We start from the raw sequence: 23,939 nt of genomic DNA on the forward strand, positions 1-23,939 counted from the left end.
CATCCACATACCCCCGCAGGAGTGACCCGACCGTTCGGGACCACGCGCCAATGCTCTGCCCTGATGAGAATCTGCAATTCCGCGCAATCGGTCCTCGGTCTCGCGCCATCCGCCGCATCCTGGATTCCCACCCAGCGCAGGCGGAGGACACTATGACGATCCTCAGGTTTCTCGGTACCACCAGCGACGACGGAGACTGCCCCACTCTTTACGAGGTCGAGGGCACCACCGACATCCTTGCCCAGGGCGACCGCGTCACCGACCCCGAGCAACTGGCGCAGCTTCGCGATGTGAAGGACAGCGAGACATTCGTGCTGGTGCCACGCGAACTCTTGGTCCGCTTCGCCCCACGCACTACCGATCCTGAGATGGTGCCGTTCTCCGAGATCGCACCGCTGTTCCGCGAGTTCAGGCACACCGCGTTCCGGCTGGAATCCCGGCGCGGATACGCCTCCGACCGCAACAGCCCGAAGTGGGAACGATGGAAAAGCGGCGTGGACATCTCGGCTGAGCCGGACAACGCATGGCGCGAGAATGTCCGGGCGCAGACTGCCCAGGGAAAGCGGTTCGAGCGGGTCCGGCTCGTCGACGAGCCTCCGACCGAGGGGCAGCAGTTTCTCCTGGCCAGCGGCCTGGGCAACGTGGCCGCTGGTGAGGACATCCGCAACTTGCCACGCTCCCAGGCAGTCCGACTTGGCCTGCCCGACCACGACTTCTGGCTGTTCGACTCCCGACTGATCGCCCGGTTCGTCTTCGCCGAGGACGACACGACCCTCGGCGTCGTCATCAGCGAGGACCCGGCCGAAGTCACTCTCGCCTGCCAGGTACGAGACGCTGCCTGGCACCACGCGACGCGCACCGCGGACTTCGCGAAGGCAGTACCTTCGACCGGGTGAGCACCGACTTCCAAACCGCGCGGGTCGCCCTCGGAGCACGGCTTCGCGAGCTTCGCAGCGAAGCCGGTCTCAACGGCAAGGGCGTGGCCGACGTGCTTGGCTGGCAACCCTCGAAGGTGTCCCGCCTGGAGACAGGAAAGCAGACCCCCACCGCGAGCGACCTCACGGAGTGGGCCCAGGCGGTGGGACGGCCTGGTGTGGCAACCGAGTTACGGGGGCGGCTCGTCGGACTGGAGTCGCAGTACCGGTCGTGGCGACGGCAACTCGCCGGTGGTCATCGGGCACGCCAGGAACTGGCTGTCACCGAGACGATGGCTACGCAGCACATCCAGGTTGTGGCACAAGTGGGTTGCCCGTCCATCGCCTCTCGCCGTCCTCCCACTCCCCGGTCGGCCGGAGGCCCGTCGCCGCGGCCACCGCCTCGGACGCGGCGTGGTCGGGGTGGACGTGGGCCACGAGCTCCCGGACGCCTCCGGCCTCGACCAGGTGCGCCGCGAGGCCCTTCGCCGCCTCGCTCGCGTAGCCCCGGCCCTGCCACGGCGTCCCGATCACCCAGGCGATCTCCGCCCGGGGCCCCCGTACCGTCGCCTGGACGTATCCGGCGAGGACCCCGTCCGCGCGGACCCGGAGCACCCAGTTCCACCACAGCTCCCCGGGGTCCGGCGAACCGGCGCTCTGCCGCTCGTACCGGGACCGCAGCGCGGCCGGGTCCGGTGGGCCGCCCCCGGTGAACACGTACAGCGCCGGGTCCGCGAGGACGGCCGCCATCTCCTCGGCGTACGCCGGTTCGAGGGGGAGCGCGTCGAGGCGGGTGGTGGTGAAGGGCAGGGGCGTGGTGGTTGTCGGCACGGTGTCCGACCCTATGCCGACCCCCGACCCCCGACCCCCGACCCCTGGGTCCCGGGACCCGGGCACCATGATGTCCGCAGCTCACAACCGGTGCGCGAGGACCTTCACCGGCTCAGGCGCTGGAACCGGCGGACCGCCAGCGGCAGGAACACCAGCGTGATCACGAGCGGCCACACCACGGCCATCAGCAGGGCGTGCTCCTCCACCCAGGTGTCGCCGCCCGCCACGGGGTTCCCGAACAGATCGCGGGTGGCCGTCGCGGTCGAGGAGATCGGGTTCCAGGCCGCGATCGTGCCCAGCCAGCCCGGCATCAGGGACGGGGCCACGAAGGTGCTGGAGATCATCGTGACGGGGAAGGCCACCGCGTACAGTCCGCCCGCCGCCTCCGGGGTGGGCACCAGCATGCCGAGCCAGACGCCCACCCAGATCAGGCTGAACCGCAGCAGCAGGAGCAGCCCGAACGCCCCGAGGCCGGCCATCACCCCGCCGTCCGCGCGCCAGCCCATCAGCAGCGCGGTGACGGCCAGGATGGTGAGCTCGGCCGCGGCCACCACCAGGTCGGCCGCCCCGCGTCCGGAGGCGAAGGCGGAGGGAGCCATCGGCATGGACCGGAAACGGTCGACGACCCCCTTGGCGGCGTCGGTGACGACGGCCACGGCGGTGTTCATGAAGCCCATGGCCATGGTCATGGCGAACATGCCGGGCATCAGGAACTCCCGGTAGTCCCCGCCCCCGGGCACCTTCATCGCGCTCCCGAAGACGTATCCGTAGAGAAGGACGGAGAGGATCGGGAAGCCGAGCTGCCAGACGACGGCGGAGGGGTGGCGCTGGTAGTGGGTGAGGGTGCGGCGGGTGATGTTCCAGCAGTCGGAGACCGCCCAGAAGACAGAGCCGTGGTTGCGGACCGGGTCCGCCGCAGGCGCCGTCGCAGAGGGGTTCTTTTCGCGTGTGGTCATGCCGCCGCCACCTCCGCGGAGTCGTGGTTCTCGGTGTCGTGGCTCTCGGGGTCGCGACGCCCGGGGTCTTGGTGCTCGGCGGCGCGGTGCTCGACTTCGGGGGCCGTGCCGTGTCCCGTCAGGCGCAGGAACACGTCGTCCAGGCTCGGCCTCCGCAGCCCGATGTCCTCCACCGCGATCGCGTCGTCCTGGAGGCTCCGGGCCACCTCGGTGAGTGCGGCCACCCGGTCGGCGACCTGGGCGTGCACCCGGCGGGTGGCGGCGTCGGTGACGACGAGCCCGCCCCCGGCCACCCGGTCGACGGTCCTCGCCACCGCGTCGAGGTCCCCCGCGTCGGCGGCCACCACCTCGATCCGGTCGCCGCCGACCCGGTTCTTCAGCGCGTCCGGGGTGTCGTCGGCGATGGCCCGCCCCCGGTCGATGACGGTGATGTGCGAGGCGAGTCTGTCCGCCTCGTCCAGGTACTGCGTGGTCAGCAGCACCGTCGTGCCGCCCGCCACCAGCGCCCGGACCGCGTCCCAGACCTCGCCCCGGCCGCGCGGGTCGAGCCCGGTCGTCGGCTCGTCCAGGAAGAGCACGTCGGGCTGGAGGATCATCGAGGAGGCGAGGTCGAGCCGTCGCCGCATGCCGCCGCTGTACTCCTTGGCGCCCTTGTCGGCGGCCTCGGTCAGGTCGAACCGGTCCAGCAGTTCCCCGGCGCGCTGCCGGGCCCGGCGGTTGCCGAGGTGGAAGAGCCGCCCGAACATCTCCAGGTTCTGCCGTCCGGTGAGGCCTTCGTCGACGGCCGCGTACTGGCCGGTGAGCCCGATCCGGCTCCGTACGCGGCGGGGTTCGCGCCCCACGTCGAGCCCGGCGACCTCCGCCCGGCCCGCGTCGTACCGCAGGAGCGTGGCGAGGACCCGCACGGCGGTGGTCTTGCCCGCCCCGTTCGGGCCGAGCAGGCCGTGGACGGTGCCGGGGCGGACGGCGAGATCGAATCCGTCGAGCGCCCGCTTCTCCGTCCCGCCCTTCCCCCGGCCCCGGTACCGCTTCACGACACCTTCGGCGAGCACCGCGTACCCGGACGCGGACCCCGACCCTGTTTTAGGCATGGGCATGGCGCAACCCCCTGTTCCTCGAACGACCGGAAGCTAACTGAGTACACCGTACCCCTGATTGGGTACAGCGTACTCCGATACGGGTACGGCGTACCCAACTCCATTCCCGAGCACTACGCTGGCCCCATGGCGAAAGACGGATCGACAGCGGCGACGGACGGCACGGCCACCGGGAGCGGCGACATCGCACGCAGCCTGGAACTCCTGTGGGGCACCGGGGACCGCCCCAGCCGCGGCCCCAAACCGGGCCTCACGCTGGACCGGATCGTCACCGCCGCCGTTGCCGTCGCGGACGCGGAGGGGCTGGCCGCCGTCTCCATGCGCCGGCTCTCCACCGAGCTGGGCACGGGCACGATGTCGCTCTACCGGTACGTGCCCGGCAAGGCCGAACTGCTGGACCTGATGCTCGACCGGGTGCTGGGCGAACCCCTGCCCTCCGGCACGGACCCCGTCGACGCTCCCGCGCCCCCCGCCGACTGGCGGGCGTCCATCGACGCCATGGCCCGTACCTACCTGGACAACCTGCGCCGCCACCCCTGGCTGCTGAAGATCAACCAGGCCCGTACGGTGCTCGGCCCCAGCGCCCTGCGCGGTCTGGAACTCTCCCTCACCGCGCTGCGGTCCATGGGGCTGCGCGACCCCGAGCTGATCAGCGTGATCATCACGGTCAACAGCTTCGTGGAGGGCCTCGCCCGCACCCGGGCCGACGCGGCGGAGGCGGTGCGGGAGACGGGGCTGAGCGACCAGGAGTTCTGGGACAACCAGAGCCCCTACCTGGAGCGGGCCATGCTCAGCGGCGCGTACCCGATGATGGCGAGCCTGTCGGAGGACACCTTCAGCGCCGAGTTCGATCACTTCGAGTTCGGGCTGCGACGGCTGATCGCCGGTTTCGAGGCCCTGGTCGAGGAGCGGACGACGAAAAGGGCGACAGACGGGACAGCGGAGCGGACAGCGGCCCGGAAATGACAGCACCCCCGGCCCGTGCCCCAATGGATATATGGACGCCAGCCGGGAGCTCGCTCCTTTCGTCAAGCAGTACGCCGTCCTGCTGAGCACCCATCGGCAGGACGGGACCCCCGTCGGCACACCGGTCAACATCGCCGTCGAGGGCGATCACGCGTTCATCCGCACGTTCTCCTCCGCCTGGAAGGTGGAGCGGATGCGCAACCACCCGCAGGTGGAGATCGCCCCCTGCACGGTCCGGGGCAGCCCCACCGGACCGCAGATCAGGGCGCACGCACGCCTGCTGCGGCCGGGCACGAAGGAGAACACGCACGCGGCGCGGATGCTGTCGCGCAAGTACCCGGTCGTGCAGGGCGTGCTCGTCCCGCTCGCGCACCGGCTGAAGCGGGACCGGACCCTGCACTACGAGGTGTGGCCGGTGACGGACGACGACGTCTGAGCCCGAGCCGGCGCGAGCGCACCGGCCGCGGCGAGCTCCGCTACTTACGCCGCCGCTTCAGCGCCAGCCAGAGGGCCGCGACCCCGACGAGGACGGCGGCCCCGAGGGCCGCGTTGCCGCTGCCGCCCTCACCCGTGCCGCCGGCGCTCCCCTGATCACCGCCCTTCGAAGGGGCCCCGGACCCTTCGCCGGACCCGGACCCGGAACCGCCCCCCGGCCCGCCCTCCGTCTCCACGCGGACGACATCGCTGCGGGCCCCCTCGGAGCCGAACATCAGGGCCGAGCCGTCCGCCGTGTACGTCACCGACTCCGCCTGCCGCTGGAACGGGGCGGCCACCGACCGGTCCTCACCGAGGCGGCCGTCCTCGAAGGCGTACTCGCGGGCGCTGAAGTACGAGCGCAGCACCAGCCGGGTCCCGTCGGGTGAGAACGCCCCGTCCGTGACCCACGGCACCTCGCCGACCCGCCGGAACACGTTCGCGGAGCCGGCGGTGAGCTTCGCGGGTCCTTCGTAGAGGCCGCCGCCGTCCTCGTTCTTGGAGGCGATGTAGACGCGGCCGGTCTTCGGGTGGACCATCAGCGCCTCGGCGTTGCGGGCCCCGTCGGCGTACGTCACGTCGTACTGGACGGCCGTGACGGTGGCGTCGCGCAGGGTCTTCGGCTCGGGGAAGCGGTAGATCCAGACGTGGTCCCAGGTGCCGTCGAGGTTGTCGCCGATGTCACCGACGTACAGATCGCCGTCCGGCCCGATCGAGATGCCCTCGACGTCCCTCGGCTCGCCCACACCCCGCATGGTGATGGTCGCGAGGGTCTTCCCGGTGCGGGAGTCGACGGCGTAGACGTAGGGGCCGTCGTCGCTGTCGTTGTGCGTCCAGTAGACGCCGGGGTGCGCGCGGCTGGCGGCGAGGCCGCTGGACTCCGTGATGCGGGGGTCCTCGATCGTGAAGTCACGGTCGGGCCGCCCGTCGTCGGCCACGGCCGGACCGGCCCCGGCGAACAGCGGAACGGCGACGGCGAGAGCGGCGGCGAGTGTGGCGGCGGCGCGGCCCGCCGGGCCGGTCGGATACGAGGGCATGACCCAAGTGTCCATCGTCACGTCGCAGGCCGGAGCCGTGATCGGCCATGATGACGCCATGCGTTTTCTCCCGGTCGGCGATTCCATGACCATCGGCGCCACCGGCGACTTCACCTGGCGCTACCGCCTGTGGCAGCACCTGGAGGCGTGCGGCCTCCCGTACGAGATCGTCGGCCCGCGCACGACGCTGTACGACATCGGGGCGAACGCCCCGCTCTCCCACGCGTACGCCGACCCGTCGTTCCCGCCCGCCGCCCGCCGGCATCTGTCCGGCTGGGGCGAGGGCTGGCTGCACATGGCCCCGGTGATCGCGGACGCGGTGCGCGAGGCGGAGGCGGACGTCCTGCTGGTCTCGCTCGGCCTGATAGACCTCGGGTTCTACACGGACGCCGAGCAGACGGCGGCCAACGCCCGCGCGTTCGTCACGGCGGCCCGCACCGCGAACCCGCACCTGCGCATGGTGCTGCTCCCGGTGATACCGAACGTCCGGGCCGTGACGGACGCCCCCTTCGCCGCCTCCTGCGACCGCTTCAACGAACTGCTCGCCAAGGCCGTGGCCGACCTCGACGAACCGTCCTCACCGCTCCTGCTGGCCTCGCACCCCACGGCGTACGACATCCGCACGGACACCTACGACGGCACGCACCCCGGCCCGACGGGCGAGCACAAACTCGCCGCCGCCTTCGCCGACGCGATGCACCAGGCGTGGGGGCTGGGCGAGCCGTACGCCGAGCGGCACGCGCAGGCACAGCCCGCCTGACTCCCGCGCTGCGCCGCCCCCCTCACCCGCTCCGCTGCGCCCCCAGCATCGACAGCGCCAGCTGGGTCAGTTCCCCCGACACCTCCCCGGGCTGGGCCCGGCGGCTGCGGCGGGTGTGGTGGGCCATCAGCTCGTGGACCGTGCCGACCATCACCATCACGTCGACCCGGTGGTCCCGGTCCTCCGCCTCGCCGCGCTCCACCGCCCGTTCGGCCTCCCCGGTCAGGAACTCCGTCCACAGGGCCCGCCAGAGCTTGCAGTGCTCGTCCACCACTGCGCTCACGCCCAGCACCTCGACGAACGTCACCCGGGCCTCGCGCGGGTCGCTGGTGACGGACTCCACGTACGCGTCGAAGAGCAGCTGGACCCGCTCCCCGATCGAGCGATCCTCGATGCCGTCGACCAGGAGTGCGTTCTCCGCCGCCCGCAGCCCGGTCGTCGTGACCCGGTTGTGGAGGGCGATGAGCAGCCCCTCCCGGGAGCCGTACTCCTGACGCAGCACCTCGACCGGCACACCGGCCGCCGCGCACACATCGTGCTCGGCGGTGGCCCGGTATCCGTTGATGCCGTACAACTCCCTGGCCGCTTCCAGAAGTTGTTCACGCGCCTGCGTGCGCGCGGCATCCCCGGGCCCGGCCCGCTGAACCGTCCAGCTCTCCGCCACCGGTCCTCCTTGAGCGCAAGGTGCGGGAGAGGAGCCTGCGCGCCTCTGCACGAACCGCCGCCCCATTGTGCTCGCCCCACCGCCGTCCGGACGGTCTCGCCACACCCATACGGGGGAATACCCGCACGCGGAAACGCTTCTTCTTTGCGCGCCCCGGATGCGCCCCAAACTCACCCCGCACTCGCCCGGGGCCCACCCCGCGAGAGCGCCGCCACAGTGCGGTCGCAGTGCGGCCGGAGCAGCCCGGACCCTGCCTTGAACGCGTTCAAACAGCTCTGACACGATGGCCGCAGCTGCCGCCCCGATGCGGGCGTGCCGCGTACATCACCGTGCGCGAGGGGGACTGAACGTGAAGAAGAAGCGGCTCTACGGGCTGTCACTGCTGCTCTCGATCCTGACCCTGCTCATCGAAGGGGTCATCGCGCTCATCGTGGCCGTTGTGTACGGCTTCACGCAGGAGTCGCCCAACGCGGGCGGCGGTTCGGCGTTGTTCATCTTCTTCTTGCCCGTGCTCGCCGTGTTCGGGATCGCGGTCGCGGGCACGCTGTCCGCGGTCATCGTCTTCCCGACCGCCTGGCTGAGCGACGTGCTGGGACGCCGGTTCGGCGGGCGTGAGGCGTGGTGGTGGGTACCGGTGGTGGCGTCGGTCGTCTCCTTCGTGCCCGCCGTCGCCCTCTCCGGCGGTGGGGGACCTGCCGGCATCGCGGTGGCGTGGCTGCTGACGACGGCCGCGCTCACCGTTCCGGCGCTGCTCTGGAGGTCGCGCCGGGAACGGATCTTCGGGCCGGTGATGCTGTGGGGGCTGGTCGCCGTGGTCCTCACCGCCGTCGTCGGCGGCGTCGGCCTGGCGACGGGGGTGTTTCCCGAGTACCGTCCGCCGGCGGTCACCTCGGCGGACATCGTCGGGCGCTGGTCAGACGGGCACGGCGGGACGCTCACCTTCACGGCGGACGGCCGGGTCAGCGCCGTCGGAGTCGACGATGCCGATACCGATACCGGTACGGATGCCGATGACGGCGAACTCGACTCGTGCACGGGACAGGGCACCTGGACGTACGAACCCGGCAGCGGCACGTGGTCCCAGGCGGTGGACGTCACCGTCGACCTGTGCACGTTCGACTACTGGAACGTCGGCGGCACGGAGAGCCGGCCCGTCCTCTACCAGTACATCGGCGACCCGGACTCCGGGAACCTGTACCGGCTGACGAGGACCTCCGACGGTTCATGACGGGGAGACCGCGGCCGACGGGAGACCGGGGCCGACGGGGAGCCGCAAGCAGCCCCGCCGGCCACGGCCCCGGCCCCCGGCTCAGCCCTTGACCGTGAACTCCCCCCGCAGCAGCGCCTCGTCCCGGGACGACGGGCCCACCAGCAGCTCGAAGCGGCCCGGCTCCACGACGCGGCGGCCCTCCGCGTCCACGAGGGTGCACTCGGCCGCCGGGAGTTCGAAGAGGATCTCGTGCGACTCCCCGGGGGCCAGCGCCACCTGCCGGTAGGCCTTCAGCTCCTTCTCCGCCCAGGTCACCGACGTCACCGTGTCGCTCACGTACACCTGCACCGTCTCCAGCGCGGGCCGCGTCCCCGTGTTGGTCACCGTGACCCGGGCCCGTACGGTCTCCGACTCGTCGACCACCGACGTCAGCACCTCCAGGTCCGTGTAGTCGACCGTCGTGTAGCTCAGCCCCTCGCCGAACGCGAACGCCGGGCGCTGGGTGAGGTCCGCGTAGCGCGAACCGTGCTGGCCGCGCACCTGGTTGTAGTACGTCGGCTGCTGGCCCGCGTGCCGGGCGAAGGACAGCGGCAGCCGGCCGGTCGGCTCGATCAGGCCGAGCAGCAGCTCCGCGACCGCCCGGCCGCCGAGCATCCCCGGGTTGGCCGCGTACACGATCGCCGCCGCTCCGAGCGCGGAGGGCGGCAGCACCAGCGGCTTGGAGCTGATCACGACGACGGCGAACGGCTTGCCCGTCGCCGCCAGCGCGTCCAGCAACGCCACCTGGTCGCCCACGAGTTCGAGCGTCGCGGTGGACTTGCCCTCGCCGATCAGCTCGATCCGGTCGCCGACGACGGCGACCACGTGGTCGGCGGCTTCGGCTGCGGCGACCGCGTCCGCGATCAGCGAGGCGTCGGGAGCCGCCGGGACGACGACCTCCGGGCGGGGCTGCCCGTCCGGGAAGAACGCGCCCTCCGGGTCCGGGCCCACGTCGAGGATGCGGGCTCCGGGCGCGTACGAGACGGTCCAGTCGGCGGGCACATGGTCGCGGAAGCCGTCGAGGACCGTACGGATCATGGTGCGCGGCTGGCCCTCCGGCAGCCAGTCGGCCTGGCCCGAGGACCCCGCCCAGTCGCCCAACTGGGTCTGCGCGTCGTCCGCGTTGGGGCCGATGACCGCCACCGTACGGGGACCGCCGGAGGCGAGGGGCCTGCCGCGGCGCTCCTCGTCCGCCGCCAGGCCGCCCGCGAACGGCAGCGTGCCGTCGTTGGTCAGCAGGACGAGCGAGCGGCGGGCCGCCTCCAGGTTCAGCACGGCGTGCGCCCCGCTGCCGATGACCTCGGCCTGCCGGGCCGCGTCGGGGTGGCGCGGGTTCTCGAAGAGGCCCAGCTCGAACTTGAGCGTCAGGATGCGGCGTACGGCGGCGTCGATCTCGGACTCCGTCAACGCACCCTGCGCCACCGCCTCCTGGGCGCCCGCGAAGAAGTTCGACGTGGTCATCACCATGTCGTTGCCCGCGCGGACCGCCGCCGCCGACGCCTGCGCGTAGTCGGCGTAGACCTTCTGCTCCCACACCATGCGGCCGACGTTGTCCCAGTCGGTGACCAGGGTCCCGGTGTAGCCCCACTCGCCGCGCAGCACCTCGTTGAGCAGCCAGTTGTTCACGGTGATCGGCACGCCGTCCATCGACTGGTAGCCGAGCATGAACGTGCGGCAGCCCTCCTTGGCGACCCGCTCGAACGGCGGCAGGAACCAGGAGCGCAGCTTGCGCCGCGAGATGTCCGCCTCGCTGGCGTCCCGGCCGCCCTGGGTCTCGGAGTACCCGGCGAAGTGCTTGGCGCAGGCCAGGATCGCGGTCGGGTCGTCGAGGCCGTCGCCCTGGTAGCCGCGCACCATCGCGGAGGCCAGCTCGCCGATCAGGAACGGGTCCTCGCCGAACGTCTCGCTCACCCGGCCCCACCGCAGGTCCCGGGTGATGCAGAGCACCGGCGAGAACGTCCAGTGCACCCCGGTCGCCGCGACCTCGACCGCCGTCGCCCGTGCGATCCGCTCCACCAGCTCCGGGTCCCAGGTGGCGGCCATCCCGAGCTGCGTCGGGTAGATCGTGGCCCCCTCCCAGAAGGAGTGCCCGTGGATGCAGTCCTCCGCGACGAGCAGCGGGATGCGCAGCCGGGTCTTCCCGGTGAGCACGGCGGCCTCGCCCACCCGTTCCGGCGAGGCGTGCAGGATCGAGCCCGCGTGCAGGTCCTCGACGAGGTGCCGCACTCCCTCCTTGGCGTTGAGCTGAAGCATCTGGCCGACCTTCTCGGGCAGCGTCATGCGCCCCAGGAGGTCGGCGACCCGCTCCGCGACGGGCAGCGCGGGGTCGAGGTACGGCGGCTGGAGGCCCACAGGAGTTCCTTTCACGAAAGCACTCCGCAGTACCGTACGCTCAATCCCGACCGCTTGGTAAGTATTGAGGGATCCGGGATTCGGTCCCTGTGAGAATCTGGGCCGGAGCGGCGGTGCGAGAGAGGTGTCCGATTCCGATGACAGCGGGTGATGGCGCGTGACTTCCGAGGCGCGGCGCGGCTACGCCAAGGGCCGGGCCAAACGGACCGAGATCCTCGACCAGGCGATGACCCTGTTCGGCGAGGCCGGTTACCGGGGCGCGTCGCTCCGGGTGATCGCGACCCGCTGCGGCATCTCCCACCCGGGCCTCCTGCACCACTTCCCGACGAAGGAGGCCCTGCTCCTCGCCGTGCTCCAGCACCGCGACGACGTGGACGACGAGTGGCTGGCCCTGGGCGTGACGCGGGGCGTCGACCATCTGCGCCGGCTGACCGACCTCGCGGAGCTGAACGCGAAGCGGCGCGGGATCGTCGAGCTGTTCTCGGTGGTCGCCGCGGAGGCCACGTCCCCCGACCATCCGGCGCACGCGTACTTCGAGGCCCGCTACCGCACCTCGGTCGCCAACACCGAACTGGCCTACCGCCAGGCCCGGGACGCGGGCGAACTCCGGGACGACGTCGACCCGTCGGCAGCCGCGCAGCAGCTCATCGCGCTGATGGACGGGCTCCAGATCCAGTGGCTGATCAGCGACTGCGCGACGGACATGGCGGGCGTGCTGCGGGCCCACGTCCAGGCGCAGGTGACCGTACGGTTCTGAGGGGCTTGGCGCGCCCCACGGCGGGGGATGCTCGCCGCGCCCACTACCCGACCGGCCCCCGCGCCCCTCAGCCGTCGAGGAACTCCGCGCAGCGCAAAGGTCCCAGCACCGGCCCCTCCCCCGGGCGGATCGTCACCTCCACGTCGTCCGCCCGGACCTCCGCCTCGCGCACGGACTGGAAGCTGGCGAGCGTGCAGACCAGCTGCCCCGTCACCTGGTCCCTGGCCTCCGCCCAGTACGGGCCCTCCAGCTCCACGGTGACGTGGGCCCCGTCCCCGGTCACGGTGTAGCCGGCGGGGGCGTGGAGCAGCGTGGTCAGCCCCTCGCGCCGCTCGGCTTCCGTCGGCCCCTGGGAGAGCAGTTTCATCACCGCGTCGAGACTGCTGATGTCCCGGTCGAGCACGGGCACGGCCCGCAGCCCGGTGTCGGACGCGTAGTACAGCCGCATCCCGCGCGTCAGCCCGGACGCGGCCTCGCCCGCCTCTATCACCCCGGTGGGCTGGACCCCGCACCCGACGAGCGCGGCCCCCAGCACCGTGAGGACGACTCCCCGCACGCGCCCCGTCCGCCCCTCTCCGCGCAAGCGCCTCACCCGTCCCCCTCCTCTTCCTCCTCCGGGTGCCGCAGGGGCAGATGCAGCGTGAACACCGCGCCGCCTTCCGGGCGTTCGGCCGCCTCGATGGTGCCGCCGTGCAGCCGCGCGTTCTCCAGCGCGATGGCCATGCCGAGGCCGCTGCCCTGCCCGAAGCCGCCCTGCCCGAAGCTCCCGTCCGCCCCGGGGCCGCCGCCGCCCCGGTCTCCGCCCCCGGATGTGCTGCGCGTGCGCGCCGCGTCCGCCTTGTAGAACCGGTCGAAGACCCGCTCCTGGGCCTCCGGCGGCAGCCCCGGGCCGCGGTCGGCGACCTCCAGCGTCACCCGGTCGCCGCCGGGCGCGGCCAGGGTGACCGTGACCGGCGGCGCGCCGTGCCGCAGCGCGTTGCCCACCAGGTTCGCCACGATCACGTCGATGCGCCGCCGGTCGACCACGGCCCGTACGTCCTCCCGGAGTTCGACGGTCACCCGGTCCGTCCACCCCCGCAGCGCCAGCGACGCCCGTACGGTGTCGGCGAGGTCCGTCACGGTCGCGTCGAGGCGGACCGCCCCGGCGTCGAAGCGGGAGATCTCCATCAGGTCCTCGACCAGCCGGGACAGCCTCGCCGTCTCCGCGCCGACGGTACGGGCCGCGTGGGCGGCGTCCGGCGGCAGCTGGTCGGCGTCCTCCTCCAGGACCGTCGCCACCATCGTCATCGCCGCCAGGGGCGTGCGCAGTTCGTGCGACACGTCCGCCACGAACCGCCGCGCCTTCGCCTCCTGGGCCCGCAACTCCGCGTCGGACGCCTGGAGTGCGTCGGCGGTCTCGTTGAACGTCCGGGCCAGGTCGGCCAGTTCGTCGTGGCCACGGACCGCCACCCGGCTGCCGAGGTCCCCTGCGGCGAGTTCACGGGTGGCCCGCCCCAGCTTCCGTACCGGCCGCAGGACCGTCCCGGCGGCCAGCAGCGCCAGCAGCGCGGCCAGCACCACCACGGGCACGGTCCCCGTCCGTACGGAGTCCAGCAGGGCGGCCGTGTCGTCGCGCTCGGCCCGCAGGTCGGTGATCACGAAGACCTCCAGGCCCGAGGTGCGCCGGTCCCCGTCGGCGTACGTCACGGGCGTGCCGACGACCAGATACGGATCGCCGCGCCACTGGACCCGCTGGAACCGGGCCCCGTCCCCGGACCGGACAGCCGCCCGCAGTTCGGCGGTGATCCGGCCCTCCGTGTCGGCGTACGCGTCGGAGACGGCGGTCAGGTCCTGGTGGCGGGCGACCACGATGCGCGCGCCCAGACCCTCGGAGACCTTCGCCGCGAACCGGGACAACGACCGCTGGTCGGGAGGCAGGTCGAGCCCCGCGCCGACGACGGCGACCCGCTCCCGGAGGTCGTTCACGGCGGTGTTCTGGGTGCGCTGGAGGACGGCGGTGCGGGCGTCACGGTAGGCGAGGGCCGTCGCGGTCACCGCGCTGACGAGGGCGACGAGGACGAAGGTCACGACGAGCCTGACCCGCAGCCCGCCGGCGAGCCGCCGCGAGCCACGCCCGAGGGAGCGCCGCAACGAGCGCCGGGGCCCGTGCCCGGAGGGGCGCCGGGGGACGGGCCGTCTCACAGCGGCCCGAAGCGGTAACCGAAGCCCCGCACGGTCTGTACGTACCGGGGCCTGGCCGGCACGTCCTCGATCTTGGCCCGCAGCCGGCCCACCGCCGCGTCCACCAGCCGGGAGTCGCCCAGGAAGGTGTGGTCCCACACCGAGGCGAGGAGCTGGTCCCGGGTGAGGACCCGGCCGGGCGAGGCCGACAGCTCCAGCAGGACCCGCAGTTCGGTGGGCGGGAGGGCGAGCGCCACCCCGTGCTTGGTCACGGTCAGCCCGGCCCGGTCGATCACCAGACCGGCGTGGTCGGTGCGGTCGGCGCCGGGCCCCTGCCGCGGATACGGTTCCGCGCGGCGCAGGGCGGCCCGGATGCGGGCCTCCAGGACGGGTGCGGTGACCGGCTTGACCACATAGTCGTCGGCCCCCGCCTCCAGCCCCGTCACGATGTCCCGGTCGTCGCCGCGCGCGGTCAGCATGATGACGGGCAGCTTCGGCGCCCGGGCCCGGATGCGGCGGCACACCTCGAAGCCGTCCATGCCGGGCAGCATCAGGTCCAGCACGGCCAGTTCGACCCGCGCGCCCCGCTCCCCGGCCAGCAGCGCGAGGGCCTGCTCGCCGGTGGCGGCCGTCTCCACGCCGTACCCGTGCCGGCGCAGCACGAGCTCCATCCCGTCCCGTACGGACGCGTCGTCCTCGATGAGCAGCACATGCGGCATGGGGCCGATTATGCGCACGCCCGGACCGTCCCCGCCTCCCCCTCCGAGGGCGGACGCTCAGGTCGGAGGCATTGTTACGTTCCCATCACCTGGCCATGCACGGGCCATCATCCACGGCGGCCAGCGTGAGGCCCATGAGCTTCCCCACCACCACCGCCGGGCTCCGCCTGGCCGCCTTCGTGGCCGTGCCCGTACTCGCCCTCACCGTCGCCTGCGGCGGGAACGACGACACCACCGGGACCAGGAGCCACGACACCGTCGCCGACGTACCGTCCCCGAAGAGCGAGGCCTCCGAGGCCGCGAGCACCCCGAGCGCGAAGCCCGCCGGCAAGAGCGCCTACTACGACGCCCAGGTCGCGTTCGTCCAGTGCATGCGCGCCAAGGGCGGCTACAAGGACTTCCCCGACCCCAAGCTCAGCGGCCACCTCGACTGGGAGAAGATCGGCGAGATCGGCTCCCAGCCGGGCCGCAACGACGGCATCAAGGCCGGAAAGAACAACGTCTGCGTGGACGAGCTCCGGGCGTCCATGGCGGTCGAGCCCAAGCGCGACCAGCAGAAGTCCTACGAGTCGATGCTCGCGCACGCCCAGTGCATGCGGGACAACGGCATCAGCCGGTTCACCAACCCGGTGATGTCCGGCGGCAACGCGGTGCCCGGCGGCGACCCGGACCCGGCCTCCCCGGTCTACGACCGCGAGTCTCCCGCGTACAAGGAGGCCCGTGCGGCGTGCAAGTCGAAGCTTCTCGACGGACTGGACGGCATGCAGTGAAGCGCCGTACCCGCTACGTCGCGCTCGGCGCGGTGGCGGCCGCCGCCGTGGTCGCCGTCGGCCTCTCCGGAGGCTTCCCGTTCCCCGGGAACGGCGACGACGCGAACGCCTCCGGCAGGGGCGACGGCCTCCCGCCCGCCACGGCCGCCGTCGTCCGCACCGACCTCGTCCTCTCCAAGACCGTCGACGGCAGGATCGACTTCGCCCAGCGCCGCGCCGTCAAGGCCGCCGTGGAGGGCACCGTCACGGTGGCGGCCTCCGAGGGGGAGACCGTGACGAGAGGGCAGGCCCTGTACGAGCTGAACGACAAGCCGGTCACGCTCCTCTACGGGCCGGTCCCGGCGTTCCGCGAGATGAAGACGGGCGACCGGGGCAGTGACGTACTCCAACTGGAGCGCAACCTGAGGGACTTGGGTTACGGAACCGGGCTGTACGTCGACACGGAGTACGGCAAGGACACCGAGGCCGCCGTCAAGCGGTGGCAGAAGCACCTCAACCGCGAGCCCACCGGCAGGGTCGGCCGGGGCGACGTCGTCTTCCAGCCCGACCGGGTCAAGGTGGTCTCCGCCGACGCGGCCCTCGCCGACCAGGTCGGCCCGGACGGGCCCGTCCTGACGATCGCCTCCACCGAGCCGGTCGTCCGGGCCCGCCTGGACCAGGCCGACGGCGCGCTCACCGCACGCGGCACGAAGGTGGAGGTGGCCCTGCCCAGCGGGAAGACCGTGCGCGGGAAGGTCGCCGGGACGGTACGCCCGGAGGAGGGCGGGGCGGAGGCCGAATCCCAGGAGGGCATCACCGTCGAGGTCGTCCTCGACGGCGGTCCCCGCGCGGCCTCCGGCGAGGACGCCGAGGCCGCGGCGAGCGTGACGTTCGTCAGCGAGGCCCGCAAGGGGGTCCTCGCGGTGCCGGTCGAGGCGGTGGTGGCGCTGCGCGGCGAGAACGGGGGGTACGGACTCCAGATCGTCCGGGGCGCGACCTCCACGATGGTCCGGGTGGAGACGGGCATGACGGCCGACGGGCAGATCGAGGTCAGCGGCGCGGAGCTGCGCGAGGGCATGAAGGTGGGAGTGGCGAAACCATGACCACCCCGCTGCCCCCGGTCTCCCCGCCTTCCCCGCTCTTCCCGGCCCCTGACGTCACCTCCGGCATCGACCCCGCCGCCGTTCCCGTCGTCGAACTCCGGAACGCCACGAAGTCCTACCCGGGCGGCGTCCACGCCCTGCGCGCCGTGAACCTCACCGTCCACGAGGGCGAACTCCTCGCGGTGGTCGGCCCGTCCGGCTCCGGCAAGTCCACGATGCTCAACGTCATGGGGACCCTGGACCGGCCCACCACGGGTACGGTCCGGGTCGCCGGATACGACGTGTCCGCGCTCTCCGACGCCCGCCTCTCCGCCCTGCGCGCCCGCCACATCGGCTTCGTGTTCCAGCACTTCCACCTGGCGGCGGGCCGCGACGCGGTGGACAACGTCGCCGACGGGCTGCTGTACACCGGCGTCCCCTCCCGGGAGCGGCGCAACCGGGCGCGCGAGGCGCTGGCCCGCGTACGCCTGGACCACCGGACCTCGCACACCCCGAACGAGCTGTCCGGCGGCGAGAAGCAGCGCGTGGCCATCGCCCGCGCCCTGGTGGGAGAGCCCCGGCTGCTGCTGGCGGACGAGCCGACGGGGGCGCTGGACACCGCGTCCGGCGAGATCGTCATGGAGCTGCTGCACGAGCTGAACGCGTCCGGCACCACGGTCTGCGTGATCACCCACGACCACGGGATCGCGGCCTCGCTGCCGCGCCGGGTCCGCTTCAGGGACGGCGAGATCGTGGCGGACGAAGGCTCCGCCCCGCACCGGCCGGACGACCGCTCCACCGCACGTACGCCGGACGACCGCTCCGTCCCACGCCCGCCCGACGACCGCTCCACCCCCCGTACGGAGGCCGGCGCATGACCCGTACCCACGACCTCAGGCCCGCCCGCCTCTCCTCCCGGGACGTCCTGCGCGTCGGCGCGGTCGGACTGCGGGCGCGCCGGGCCCGGGTGGTGCTCTCGGCTCTCGGCATCGCCATCGGCATCGCGACGATGGTCGCGGTCGTCGGCCTGTCCGAGTCGAGCCGCGCCGACCTGATGTCCCGGCTCGACCGCCTCGGCACCAACCTCCTCACCGCCGAGGCGGGCGAGGACCCGCTCGGGGGCACGGTCGAACTCCCCAGGAACGCGGTGGCGATGGTCGAGAGGATCGGCCCGGTGCGACACGCCACGGCCACCGCCGAGGTCGACGCCCGCATCCGGCGCAGCGACGTCGTCCCCGAGGAGCGCACCGCCGGGGTCACCACCCAGGCGGCCCGGACCGACCTGCTCTCCACGCTCGGCGGCGAGGTGGCGCGGGGCACCTGGCTGACCCCGGCCGGCGAGCGCCTGCCCACCACCGTCCTGGGCGCGGTGGCGGCGGACCGCCTCGGCATCACCCGCCCCGGCGAGACGATCATGCTGAACGACACCCGGGTGGCCGTCGTCGGGATCCTCGAACCCGTCGAGCTGGTCCCGACCCTGGACCGGGTGGCGCTGATCGGATTCCCCGCCGCGGCACGCTACTTCGGCTTCGACGGCCGCCCCACCACGATCTTCGAGCGCTCCTCGGACGCCTCGGTCGAGGACGTACGGGCGGTGCTGGCGCGGACGGTCAGCCCCGGCAACGAGGCCGGTGTCCGGGTCTCGCGCCCCTCGGACGCGCTGGCCGCCCGCGCCGCCGCCGACAAGGGGCTGACGACCCTGATGCTCGGGCTCGGCGCGGTGGCCCTCCTGGTCGGCGGGGTGGGCGTCGCCAACACGATGGTCATCTCCGTGCTGGAGCGCCGCCAGGAGATCGGTCTGCGCCGCTCGCTGGGGGCGACGCGCAACGCGATCCGGCTCCAGTTCCTGACCGAGTCGCTGCTCCTGTCCGCGCTGGGCGGCGTCGCGGGCGCGTTGCTGGGCGCGGCGGCCACGTACGGGTTCGCCCGGGCGCAGGGGTGGACGGCGGTGGTCCCGCCCTGGTCCCTGGCGGGCGGCCTGGCCGCGACCCTGCTGATCGGCGTGGTCGCGGGCCTCTACCCGGCGATCCGCGCCGCCCGCCTGCACCCGACGGTGGCGCTGAACGCGACGTGAGGAGAGCCGGGTTCAGAAGCCCGGCCGGGTCAGTCCCTGATCCCCGGCCGGGCCGGGGATCAGGGGCTGACCCGCTCGATGCCGCGGCGCTCGGCGATCTTCGCCACGGTCAGGCAGTACAGCGGGGCGAAGACGAGTTCGAGGACCAGGGCCTGCCAGGGGGCGTCGGCCGCGGTGCTGCTGTCGTCGAGTTCCCCGAAGCCCGCCGCCAGGCCGAAGGCCAGCACGTTGTTGGCGACGTGCAGGACGATGACCGCTTCGAGGCCGCCGGTGCGGATCACCAGCCAGCCCCACCACAGCGCCGAGTAGAGCAGCAGGAGGAAGCCGGAGAGTTCGCCGAACCCGTGGGCCAGGGCGAACAGGAGGGACGCCAGGACGATCGCGGGCCAGGGAGATCCCACGACCCTGCCGATCACCTGGACCAGCCAGCCCCGGAAGACGTACTCCTCGGCGGCGGCCTGGAACGGGACGAGCGCCAGCACCACGGCCAGGCTCAGCAGGAAGTAGGGCCAGCCCGGGAAGCCCGCACCGGACTCGGTGAGCGGTTCCGCGTCCCAGGTCCAGGCGATCAGCAGCCCGATCTGCACGGCCATCAACGGGAAGCCCACGGCGGCGCAGCGCCCGAGCCAGCCCCACCGCAGCCGTCCGACGACGGAGGAAACGGTCCCGGGGGGCCGCCGGCCGAGGAGGCGGACGACCCACAGGACGATGGGTATCCCGACGGCGATGCCGACGAGCGCGACGGCCAGTTCGGCGACCGGGTCCTCGAAGAAGAGTTCGCTGTCGGCGTCCGAGGGCCCCGCGTCCAGCACCTCGGCGATGATCGCGCCGAACACGCTGACGGCCAGCACGCCCACCACGACCAGCGCGAGGGCGGTCAGCAGCTCGCCCAGCCAGCCGAACCGTCCGCCCTGACCGTTGCGCCCCTGCTGGTCGTAGCGGGACCCCGAGGGCGCACGCACCGGCCCGGACGGCGGGCGGCTCCACTCCGGGGGCCGGTCCCAGCCCTGCGGGGCCGGGCCGGACCCGCGGGGCGGTTCGGCCGAGGACGGCGGCGGGGCCCAGGGCGACGGGGGCGGGGGCGGGGGCGGGGGCGGGGGCGGGGGCGTGTCGGAAGGGGGGTTCACACCAGCGATCTTCGGCGCGCACGGCGTACGGGGTCAACGCGGAGGCCCGGCACGGCGAGCACGAGATGCGGCGAAGCGACCGCGCGGGACACGCGCGACACGCGCCCCGAAGCCCGAACACCCATCCGGCCGACCGGGGTTGCTGTGGCAGACTGCGTCGACCGAATGGTCCACACCACGTGTATCAGGAGTCCGGCATGACGGCAGCGACGCCCCACCCCCCGATCGACACCGGCAAGCCCCACTCGGCCCGGGTCTACGACGCGCTCCTCGGGGGCAAGGACAACTACCCGGTGGACCAGGCGATGGCGGAACTCCTGCCCATCGAGGCGAAGATCGGCGCTCATCAGCAGCGCGCCTTCATGAACCGTTCGACGGCCTGGCTGGCGGGCGAGGGCGTGACGCAGTTCCTGGACATCGGGACGGGCATTCCCACCGCGCCGAACCTGCACCAGACGGCCCAGGAGATCCGCCCCTCCGCCCGGGTCGTCTACTGCGACAACGACCCGATCGTCCTGCGCCACGCGGAAGCCCTGTTGATCAGCCGGCCCGAGGGCGTCACGGACTACGTCCACGCCGACGTCCGCGAGCCCGCCATCATCCTCGACGCCGCCCGCGAGACCCTGGACTTCGACCGCCCGATAGCCCTGTCGCTCCTCGGCCTCCTGCACTTCCTGCCGGACGCAGAGGACCCGATCGGCATCGTCCGTACGTTCACGAACGCCATGGCCCCCGGCAGTTACGTCGTGCTGTCCCAGGGCGCGTCCGACGTGAACGCGGAGCTCGGGGAGCAGAGCGAGGACGAGTACAAGAAGGGCGGCATCCAGCTGGCCCTGCGGACCCGCGAGGAGTTCTCGCGGTTCTTCGAGGGCCTGGACATCGTCGCACCCGGCTTGGTGAAGGCCCCCGAGTGGTTCCACGGCACGCCCGCCCCCGCCCAGGAGCACAGCGGCATATACGTGGCGGTGGCCCGGGTCCCGTAGCCGGGAGGCCTCTCGGCTTGCGGTGATCAAATCGTTGCCGCACCGCGCACAACCCCGTACGGCCGTCCCCGGTCCCACAGTCGACCGCGAGGACGATCCTCGGCCCGGGTGCGCCTGCGCGCTCGGGCAGGGCGGGCAGGGAAAGGACGGGCTCGACGTGAAGAGAACGGCGCGAAGAGCGGTGGTGGCCGGTGCGGCCGCCGCCGTGTTCACCGGGGTGGCGGCGGTGCCGGCCGGGGCGGCGGAGGGCGGAGTCGCCTTCAGCCGGGTCACGGTGAACGGCGGGAAGCCGATCGTGATCGGGGTCAAGGAAGAGGTCGAGCTGTATGTGACCTTCCGGATGGCGACCAAGATCAAGCACAAGTCCGCCCCGATGGTGTTCCCCTACCGGGGAAAGCTGAGCAACATGGACACCCTGTGGAATTCCATCATCACCAGCGACTGCAGGGTCGTGGACAAGGCCAAGGGAATCTGCGACTTCGAGGAGTGGCTGTCCATCGACCCGCGGCACTACGAGTTCGGGAACGAGGACGCCGGCACCTGGAAGACCGCCGCGAAGCTGTACCTCCCCAAGGGCGCCGAGGACGTTGACGACGAGAACCTCCCGTTGCAGGTGAAGCGGGCCACGCGCGTCACGGTCAACGCCTCGCCGGAGCCGGTCGTCAAGGGCAAGACGATCACCGTGACCGGAAAGGTCAGCCGTGCGAACTGGGACACCCACACGTACCAGGGGTACGGGGGCCGCTCGGTGAGCCTCCAGTTCAAGGCGGCGGGCTCGTCCTCGTACAAGACGGTGAAGAAGGCGACGTCGAGCAAGACGGGGGCCCTCAAGACCACGGTGAAGGCCACCGGGCCGGGGTCGTGGCGGTGGACGTACTACGGCAACTCCACCTCCGGCCCCAGGTCGTCGAGCGGCGACTACGTCGCCATCCGCTGACACAGCCGGTGGACGCGTGCCGGGGAGGACGGGGTGCGGAAGCGTTCCTCCGGTGAACTCGCTGACCCGGGCGGGTGAGCAAGGACGCCCGGGCCGCGCGGGGGCGGGGCGCGGCCGGTAGAACGCGCTCGTGATCAAGAACCTGATGCGCGGTCTCGGCGCACTCTCCCTCTCCCTCGCCCTCGTCCCCCTTCTCCCGCCTCCCGCCGCGCAGGCGGCGCAGGCGGCGCAGGCCGCTCCGGCGGCTCCGGCGGCGGAGGTGACGACCCTGGCCGACGCGGTCGGCCTGCTGAAAGTGACCGAGGAGGACCGCGCCGGCTACACCCGTGCGTCCTTCCGGCACTGGACCGCAGGCGAAGACGCGACGGACGGGTGCGACACCGCCGCCGAGGTCCTCCTGGCCGAAGCGGTCGTCGCACCGGCCGTGGGGACCGGCTGCAAGCTGACCGGCGGCAGGTGGACGTCCTACTTCGACGGCCAGGAGGTCACCGACGCCGGGTCCCTGGACGTCGCGCACACGGTCGCGCTCGGCGAGGCCTGGGACTCCGGCGCTTCCGCGTGGACCGCGGGGCGGCGGGAGGCCTACGCGAACGACCAGGGGGCGGACGTCTCCCTGGTCGCGGTGACGTCGCGCACCAACCGGCGGAAGTCGGATCACGACCCGGCGGACTGGATGCCGCCGTCCCCCGAGGTCCAGTGCCGGTACACCGGGGAGTGGGTGTCGACCAAGCTCCGCTGGCAGCTCACCGCGGACGACCGTGAGCTGGAAGCGCTGAAGGTGTACGCGGAGGGGCCCTGCGAGGACACCATCGTCCGCTACGCACCCGCGTCCTGACCCGCCCGGGAGTGAGCGGACGAGCCGGCCTCGCTCACTCCCTCAGGCCGCACCCCGCCCTCGGCCGGGTCACGCGCCGGCCGGACGGACGAACGACGGCCACCGCTCGGCGGCCCACTCCGGCCAGCCCGCCCACCCCGGAGGCGGGGCGGAACGCGCGCGGCCCGACAGTTCCGCCTCGCCGGGCTCCTCGAAGTGTTCCCGCCCGTGCTGGAGGTCGGCCTCGTCGAGCGGGTAGGTCTCCTCGGCGGCGGTCTTCCAGCGGTGGGCGATCCGGGTGCGCTGGGTCTCGTGGTCGACCGGCAGGTAGACCATGCGGACGTGCGCGCCCTCCGCCTCCGCCAGCCAGCGGATCGCGGACCGTTCGTCGCGGGACCAGCAGCCGTAGTCCACGACCACGTCGGTTCCCAGCCTGACCGCCTCCAGGGCGAGCCAGAGCATGCGCCCCTCCAGCACGTCGCGCTTCCCGTCCGGCTCGGCCTCGCCGAACAGGGGGAGCATCCACTCGTCGGGCGTCAGGCGCAGTGCGCCGTGCTCCTCGGCGAGCTGTCGGGCGCGTGTGGTCTTTCCGGCCCCGGGCAGGCCGACCATCAGGAACAAGGTGGTCACCCCCGGATCGTGTCAGGAAGCCCGGCCGGACGACCACTGCATTCCCCGGCTGATCGTCGGTCCCCCGGAGCGCATCGGCTCGGCCGGCGGTGCTCAGCCGAGGATCCGGCTTTCGGTCGAGTAGAGGAAGCGGGTCAGGGAGCGGTCGAGGAACTTCTCCTCGTCCGCCGCGATGGTGGTGGTGTAGGTGTCGGAGGTGAACCAGCGAGCGGCGTCGTCGATGCTGTCGACCCACAGCTCGGCGACACCGTCGTAGACAGCGGTGGCCACACCGGGGATCTCGTCGTCGGTGGGCAGCAGTTGGACGTAGCGCCGGACCGGGACCTCTCCGCCGGGCAGCGTCGAGAGCAGAGGGGTGTGCTTCTGCGTCCAGTAGTCCACGAACTCGTCGTGGGAGAGGTCCGCTCGCCGGGTCAGGAAGATGCTGAGCTTGATCACAGGGGCTCCTCGATGCCGAGATTGACTTGCCTGAGCAAGTCACAAGGTAGAGGACATTGACTTGCCTAGGCAACAGATCTCTGTTGCCTAGGCAAGTAATATGGATCACGTGGACGAAGACGGCAGGGCCTCCCGGGACGGTTCGGCCGGCTTCGCACCCCGAACCCCG

At 72.5% G+C, this 23,939-nt stretch carries 25 protein-coding genes and 1 pseudogene; 14 read left to right on the forward strand and 12 right to left on the reverse strand.

Annotated elements, in window-relative coordinates; genetic code table 11:
• Positions 1-152: 152 nt before the first annotated feature.
• Together IE272_RS21950 and IE272_RS21955 are read left to right on the forward strand one after the other, a co-directional pair.
• A complete protein-coding gene (locus IE272_RS21950) occupies positions 153-896 on the forward strand; it encodes a DUF6879 family protein (protein WP_190007601.1) in 744 nt (247 codons plus the stop codon).
• Positions 893-1,228, forward strand: a pseudogene (locus IE272_RS21955) (helix-turn-helix domain-containing protein); the annotation flags it as partial. The gene IE272_RS21950 and the pseudogene IE272_RS21955, both read left to right, overlap by 4 nt.
• Here IE272_RS21955 and IE272_RS21960 read toward each other — a convergent pair.
• From IE272_RS21960 to IE272_RS21970, 3 genes are all read right to left on the reverse strand, one after another.
• Positions 1,212-1,745, reverse strand: coding sequence for a GNAT family N-acetyltransferase (locus IE272_RS21960; protein ID WP_190007603.1), 534 nt, complete (start codon positions 1,743-1,745; stop codon positions 1,212-1,214). The pseudogene IE272_RS21955 and the gene IE272_RS21960 sit on opposite strands and share 17 nt — an antisense overlap.
• Positions 1,746-1,849: 104 nt before the next feature.
• Positions 1,850-2,701, reverse strand: a complete 852-nt coding sequence (locus tag IE272_RS21965) for an ABC transporter permease (protein WP_190007605.1) — start codon at positions 2,699-2,701, stop codon at positions 1,850-1,852.
• The gene (locus IE272_RS21970; RefSeq protein ID WP_190007607.1) at positions 2,698-3,798 is read right to left on the reverse strand and encodes an ATP-binding cassette domain-containing protein; all 1,101 of its coding nucleotides are present in this window, start codon (positions 3,796-3,798) and stop codon (positions 2,698-2,700) included. Before IE272_RS21970 ends, IE272_RS21965 begins: the two co-directional genes overlap by 4 nt.
• Before the next feature lie 126 nt (positions 3,799-3,924).
• On the opposite strand from IE272_RS21970, the gene IE272_RS21975 reads away from it, so the two are divergent.
• Both IE272_RS21975 and IE272_RS21980 read left to right on the forward strand, forming a co-directional pair.
• Positions 3,925-4,764 carry a TetR/AcrR family transcriptional regulator gene (locus IE272_RS21975; protein ID WP_190007609.1) on the forward strand — a complete coding sequence of 280 codons (840 nt, stop codon included), beginning with the start codon at positions 3,925-3,927 and terminating at the stop codon, positions 4,762-4,764.
• A gap of 31 nt (positions 4,765-4,795) precedes the next feature.
• The gene (locus IE272_RS21980; RefSeq protein WP_190007611.1) at positions 4,796-5,200 is read left to right on the forward strand and encodes a PPOX class F420-dependent oxidoreductase; all 405 of its coding nucleotides are present in this window, start codon (positions 4,796-4,798) and stop codon (positions 5,198-5,200) included.
• A 40-nt stretch (positions 5,201-5,240) separates the two neighbouring features.
• Here the strand turns inward: IE272_RS21980 and IE272_RS21985 are convergent, their stop codons facing one another.
• Complete coding sequence (locus tag IE272_RS21985; protein ID WP_190007613.1) at positions 5,241-6,275, reverse strand: SdiA-regulated/phytase-like domain-containing protein; 1,035 nt, start codon at positions 6,273-6,275, stop codon at positions 5,241-5,243.
• Between the two features lie 58 nt (positions 6,276-6,333).
• On the opposite strand from IE272_RS21985, the gene IE272_RS21990 reads away from it, so the two are divergent.
• Positions 6,334-7,035 carry a GDSL-type esterase/lipase family protein gene (locus tag IE272_RS21990; RefSeq protein WP_229897387.1) on the forward strand — a complete coding sequence of 234 codons (702 nt, stop codon included), beginning with the start codon at positions 6,334-6,336 and terminating at the stop codon, positions 7,033-7,035.
• 22 nt (positions 7,036-7,057) lie between these two features.
• Here IE272_RS21990 and IE272_RS21995 read toward each other — a convergent pair whose 3' ends face one another.
• Positions 7,058-7,699, reverse strand: a complete 642-nt coding sequence (locus IE272_RS21995) for a TetR/AcrR family transcriptional regulator (protein WP_050361211.1) — start codon at positions 7,697-7,699, stop codon at positions 7,058-7,060.
• A 349-nt stretch (positions 7,700-8,048) separates the two neighbouring features.
• Here IE272_RS21995 and IE272_RS22000 point away from each other — a divergent pair, with 349 nt between their 5' ends.
• Positions 8,049-8,927 carry a hypothetical protein gene (locus IE272_RS22000; protein ID WP_190007617.1) on the forward strand — a complete coding sequence of 293 codons (879 nt, stop codon included), beginning with the start codon at positions 8,049-8,051 and terminating at the stop codon, positions 8,925-8,927.
• 81 nt (positions 8,928-9,008) lie between these two features.
• Here IE272_RS22000 and IE272_RS22005 read toward each other — a convergent pair whose 3' ends face one another.
• Positions 9,009-11,300, reverse strand: a complete 2,292-nt coding sequence (locus IE272_RS22005; RefSeq protein WP_190007619.1) for an exo-beta-d-1,3/1,6-glucosidase — start codon at positions 11,298-11,300, stop codon at positions 9,009-9,011.
• A 157-nt stretch (positions 11,301-11,457) separates the two neighbouring features.
• Here IE272_RS22005 and IE272_RS22010 point away from each other — a divergent pair, with 157 nt between their 5' ends.
• Positions 11,458-12,057 carry a TetR/AcrR family transcriptional regulator gene (locus IE272_RS22010; RefSeq protein ID WP_047178060.1) on the forward strand — a complete coding sequence of 200 codons (600 nt, stop codon included), beginning with the start codon at positions 11,458-11,460 and terminating at the stop codon, positions 12,055-12,057.
• Positions 12,058-12,124: 67 nt separating this feature from the next.
• Here IE272_RS22010 and IE272_RS22015 read toward each other — a convergent pair whose 3' ends face one another.
• Genes IE272_RS22015 through IE272_RS22025 form a run of 3 tightly spaced genes read right to left on the reverse strand, consistent with a single transcriptional unit; the run spans position 12,125 to position 14,936 of the window.
• Positions 12,125-12,613, reverse strand: coding sequence for a GerMN domain-containing protein (locus IE272_RS22015; protein WP_050361215.1), 489 nt, complete (start codon positions 12,611-12,613; stop codon positions 12,125-12,127).
• Positions 12,614-12,645: 32 nt separating this feature from the next.
• Entirely contained in the window at positions 12,646-14,187 is a 1,542-nt protein-coding gene (locus IE272_RS22020) for an ATP-binding protein (RefSeq protein WP_190007621.1), read from the reverse strand.
• A 47-nt stretch (positions 14,188-14,234) separates the two neighbouring features.
• The gene (locus IE272_RS22025) at positions 14,235-14,936 is read right to left on the reverse strand and encodes a response regulator transcription factor (protein ID WP_190007622.1); all 702 of its coding nucleotides are present in this window, start codon (positions 14,934-14,936) and stop codon (positions 14,235-14,237) included.
• 134 nt (positions 14,937-15,070) lie between these two features.
• Between IE272_RS22025 and IE272_RS22030 the strand changes: the two genes are divergently transcribed.
• From IE272_RS22030 to IE272_RS22045, 4 genes are read left to right on the forward strand one after another with little or no spacing between them, the layout of a single operon-like run.
• Positions 15,071-15,706: a hypothetical protein gene (locus tag IE272_RS22030; RefSeq protein ID WP_050361218.1), complete on the forward strand. Its 636-nt coding sequence runs from the start codon at positions 15,071-15,073 to the stop codon at positions 15,704-15,706.
• Positions 15,703-16,788, forward strand: coding sequence for a peptidoglycan-binding protein (locus tag IE272_RS22035; protein WP_057665015.1), 1,086 nt, complete (start codon positions 15,703-15,705; stop codon positions 16,786-16,788). The genes IE272_RS22030 and IE272_RS22035 overlap by 4 nt, the downstream gene beginning before the upstream one ends.
• Positions 16,785-17,645, forward strand: a complete 861-nt coding sequence (locus tag IE272_RS22040; protein ID WP_079044244.1) for an ABC transporter ATP-binding protein — start codon at positions 16,785-16,787, stop codon at positions 17,643-17,645. Before IE272_RS22035 ends, IE272_RS22040 begins: the two co-directional genes overlap by 4 nt.
• Complete coding sequence (locus tag IE272_RS22045; protein ID WP_057665013.1) at positions 17,642-18,841, forward strand: ABC transporter permease; 1,200 nt, start codon at positions 17,642-17,644, stop codon at positions 18,839-18,841. Before IE272_RS22040 ends, IE272_RS22045 begins: the two co-directional genes overlap by 4 nt.
• Before the next feature lie 59 nt (positions 18,842-18,900).
• Here IE272_RS22045 and IE272_RS22050 read toward each other — a convergent pair whose 3' ends face one another.
• Positions 18,901-19,803, reverse strand: a complete 903-nt coding sequence (locus IE272_RS22050; RefSeq protein WP_050361221.1) for a CPBP family intramembrane glutamic endopeptidase — start codon at positions 19,801-19,803, stop codon at positions 18,901-18,903.
• Between the two features lie 362 nt (positions 19,804-20,165).
• On the opposite strand from IE272_RS22050, the gene IE272_RS22055 reads away from it, so the two are divergent.
• The 3 genes from IE272_RS22055 (at position 20,166) to IE272_RS22065 (ending at position 22,723) form a co-directional block, all read left to right on the forward strand.
• Positions 20,166-20,951 (forward strand): SAM-dependent methyltransferase, encoded by a 786-nt coding sequence (locus IE272_RS22055; RefSeq protein WP_050361222.1) that lies wholly within the window; start codon positions 20,166-20,168, stop codon positions 20,949-20,951.
• A gap of 184 nt (positions 20,952-21,135) precedes the next feature.
• Positions 21,136-21,888 (forward strand): hypothetical protein, encoded by a 753-nt coding sequence (locus IE272_RS22060; RefSeq protein ID WP_057668407.1) that lies wholly within the window; start codon positions 21,136-21,138, stop codon positions 21,886-21,888.
• 130 nt (positions 21,889-22,018) lie between these two features.
• Positions 22,019-22,723, forward strand: a complete 705-nt coding sequence (locus tag IE272_RS22065) for an HNH endonuclease (protein WP_190007624.1) — start codon at positions 22,019-22,021, stop codon at positions 22,721-22,723.
• Positions 22,724-22,792: 69 nt separating this feature from the next.
• On the opposite strand, the gene IE272_RS22070 is transcribed toward IE272_RS22065, so the two are convergent.
• Entirely contained in the window at positions 22,793-23,332 is a 540-nt protein-coding gene (locus IE272_RS22070) for a P-loop nucleotide/nucleoside kinase family protein (protein WP_056701498.1), read from the reverse strand.
• Positions 23,333-23,425: 93 nt separating this feature from the next.
• A complete protein-coding gene (locus IE272_RS22075) occupies positions 23,426-23,770 on the reverse strand; it encodes an EthD domain-containing protein (RefSeq protein WP_050361225.1) in 345 nt (114 codons plus the stop codon).
• Positions 23,771-23,939 lie beyond the last annotated feature (169 nt).

Source organism: Streptomyces anulatus (assembly GCF_014650675.1).
In the GTDB taxonomy this organism is placed as follows: domain Bacteria; phylum Actinomycetota; class Actinomycetes; order Streptomycetales; family Streptomycetaceae; genus Streptomyces; species Streptomyces anulatus.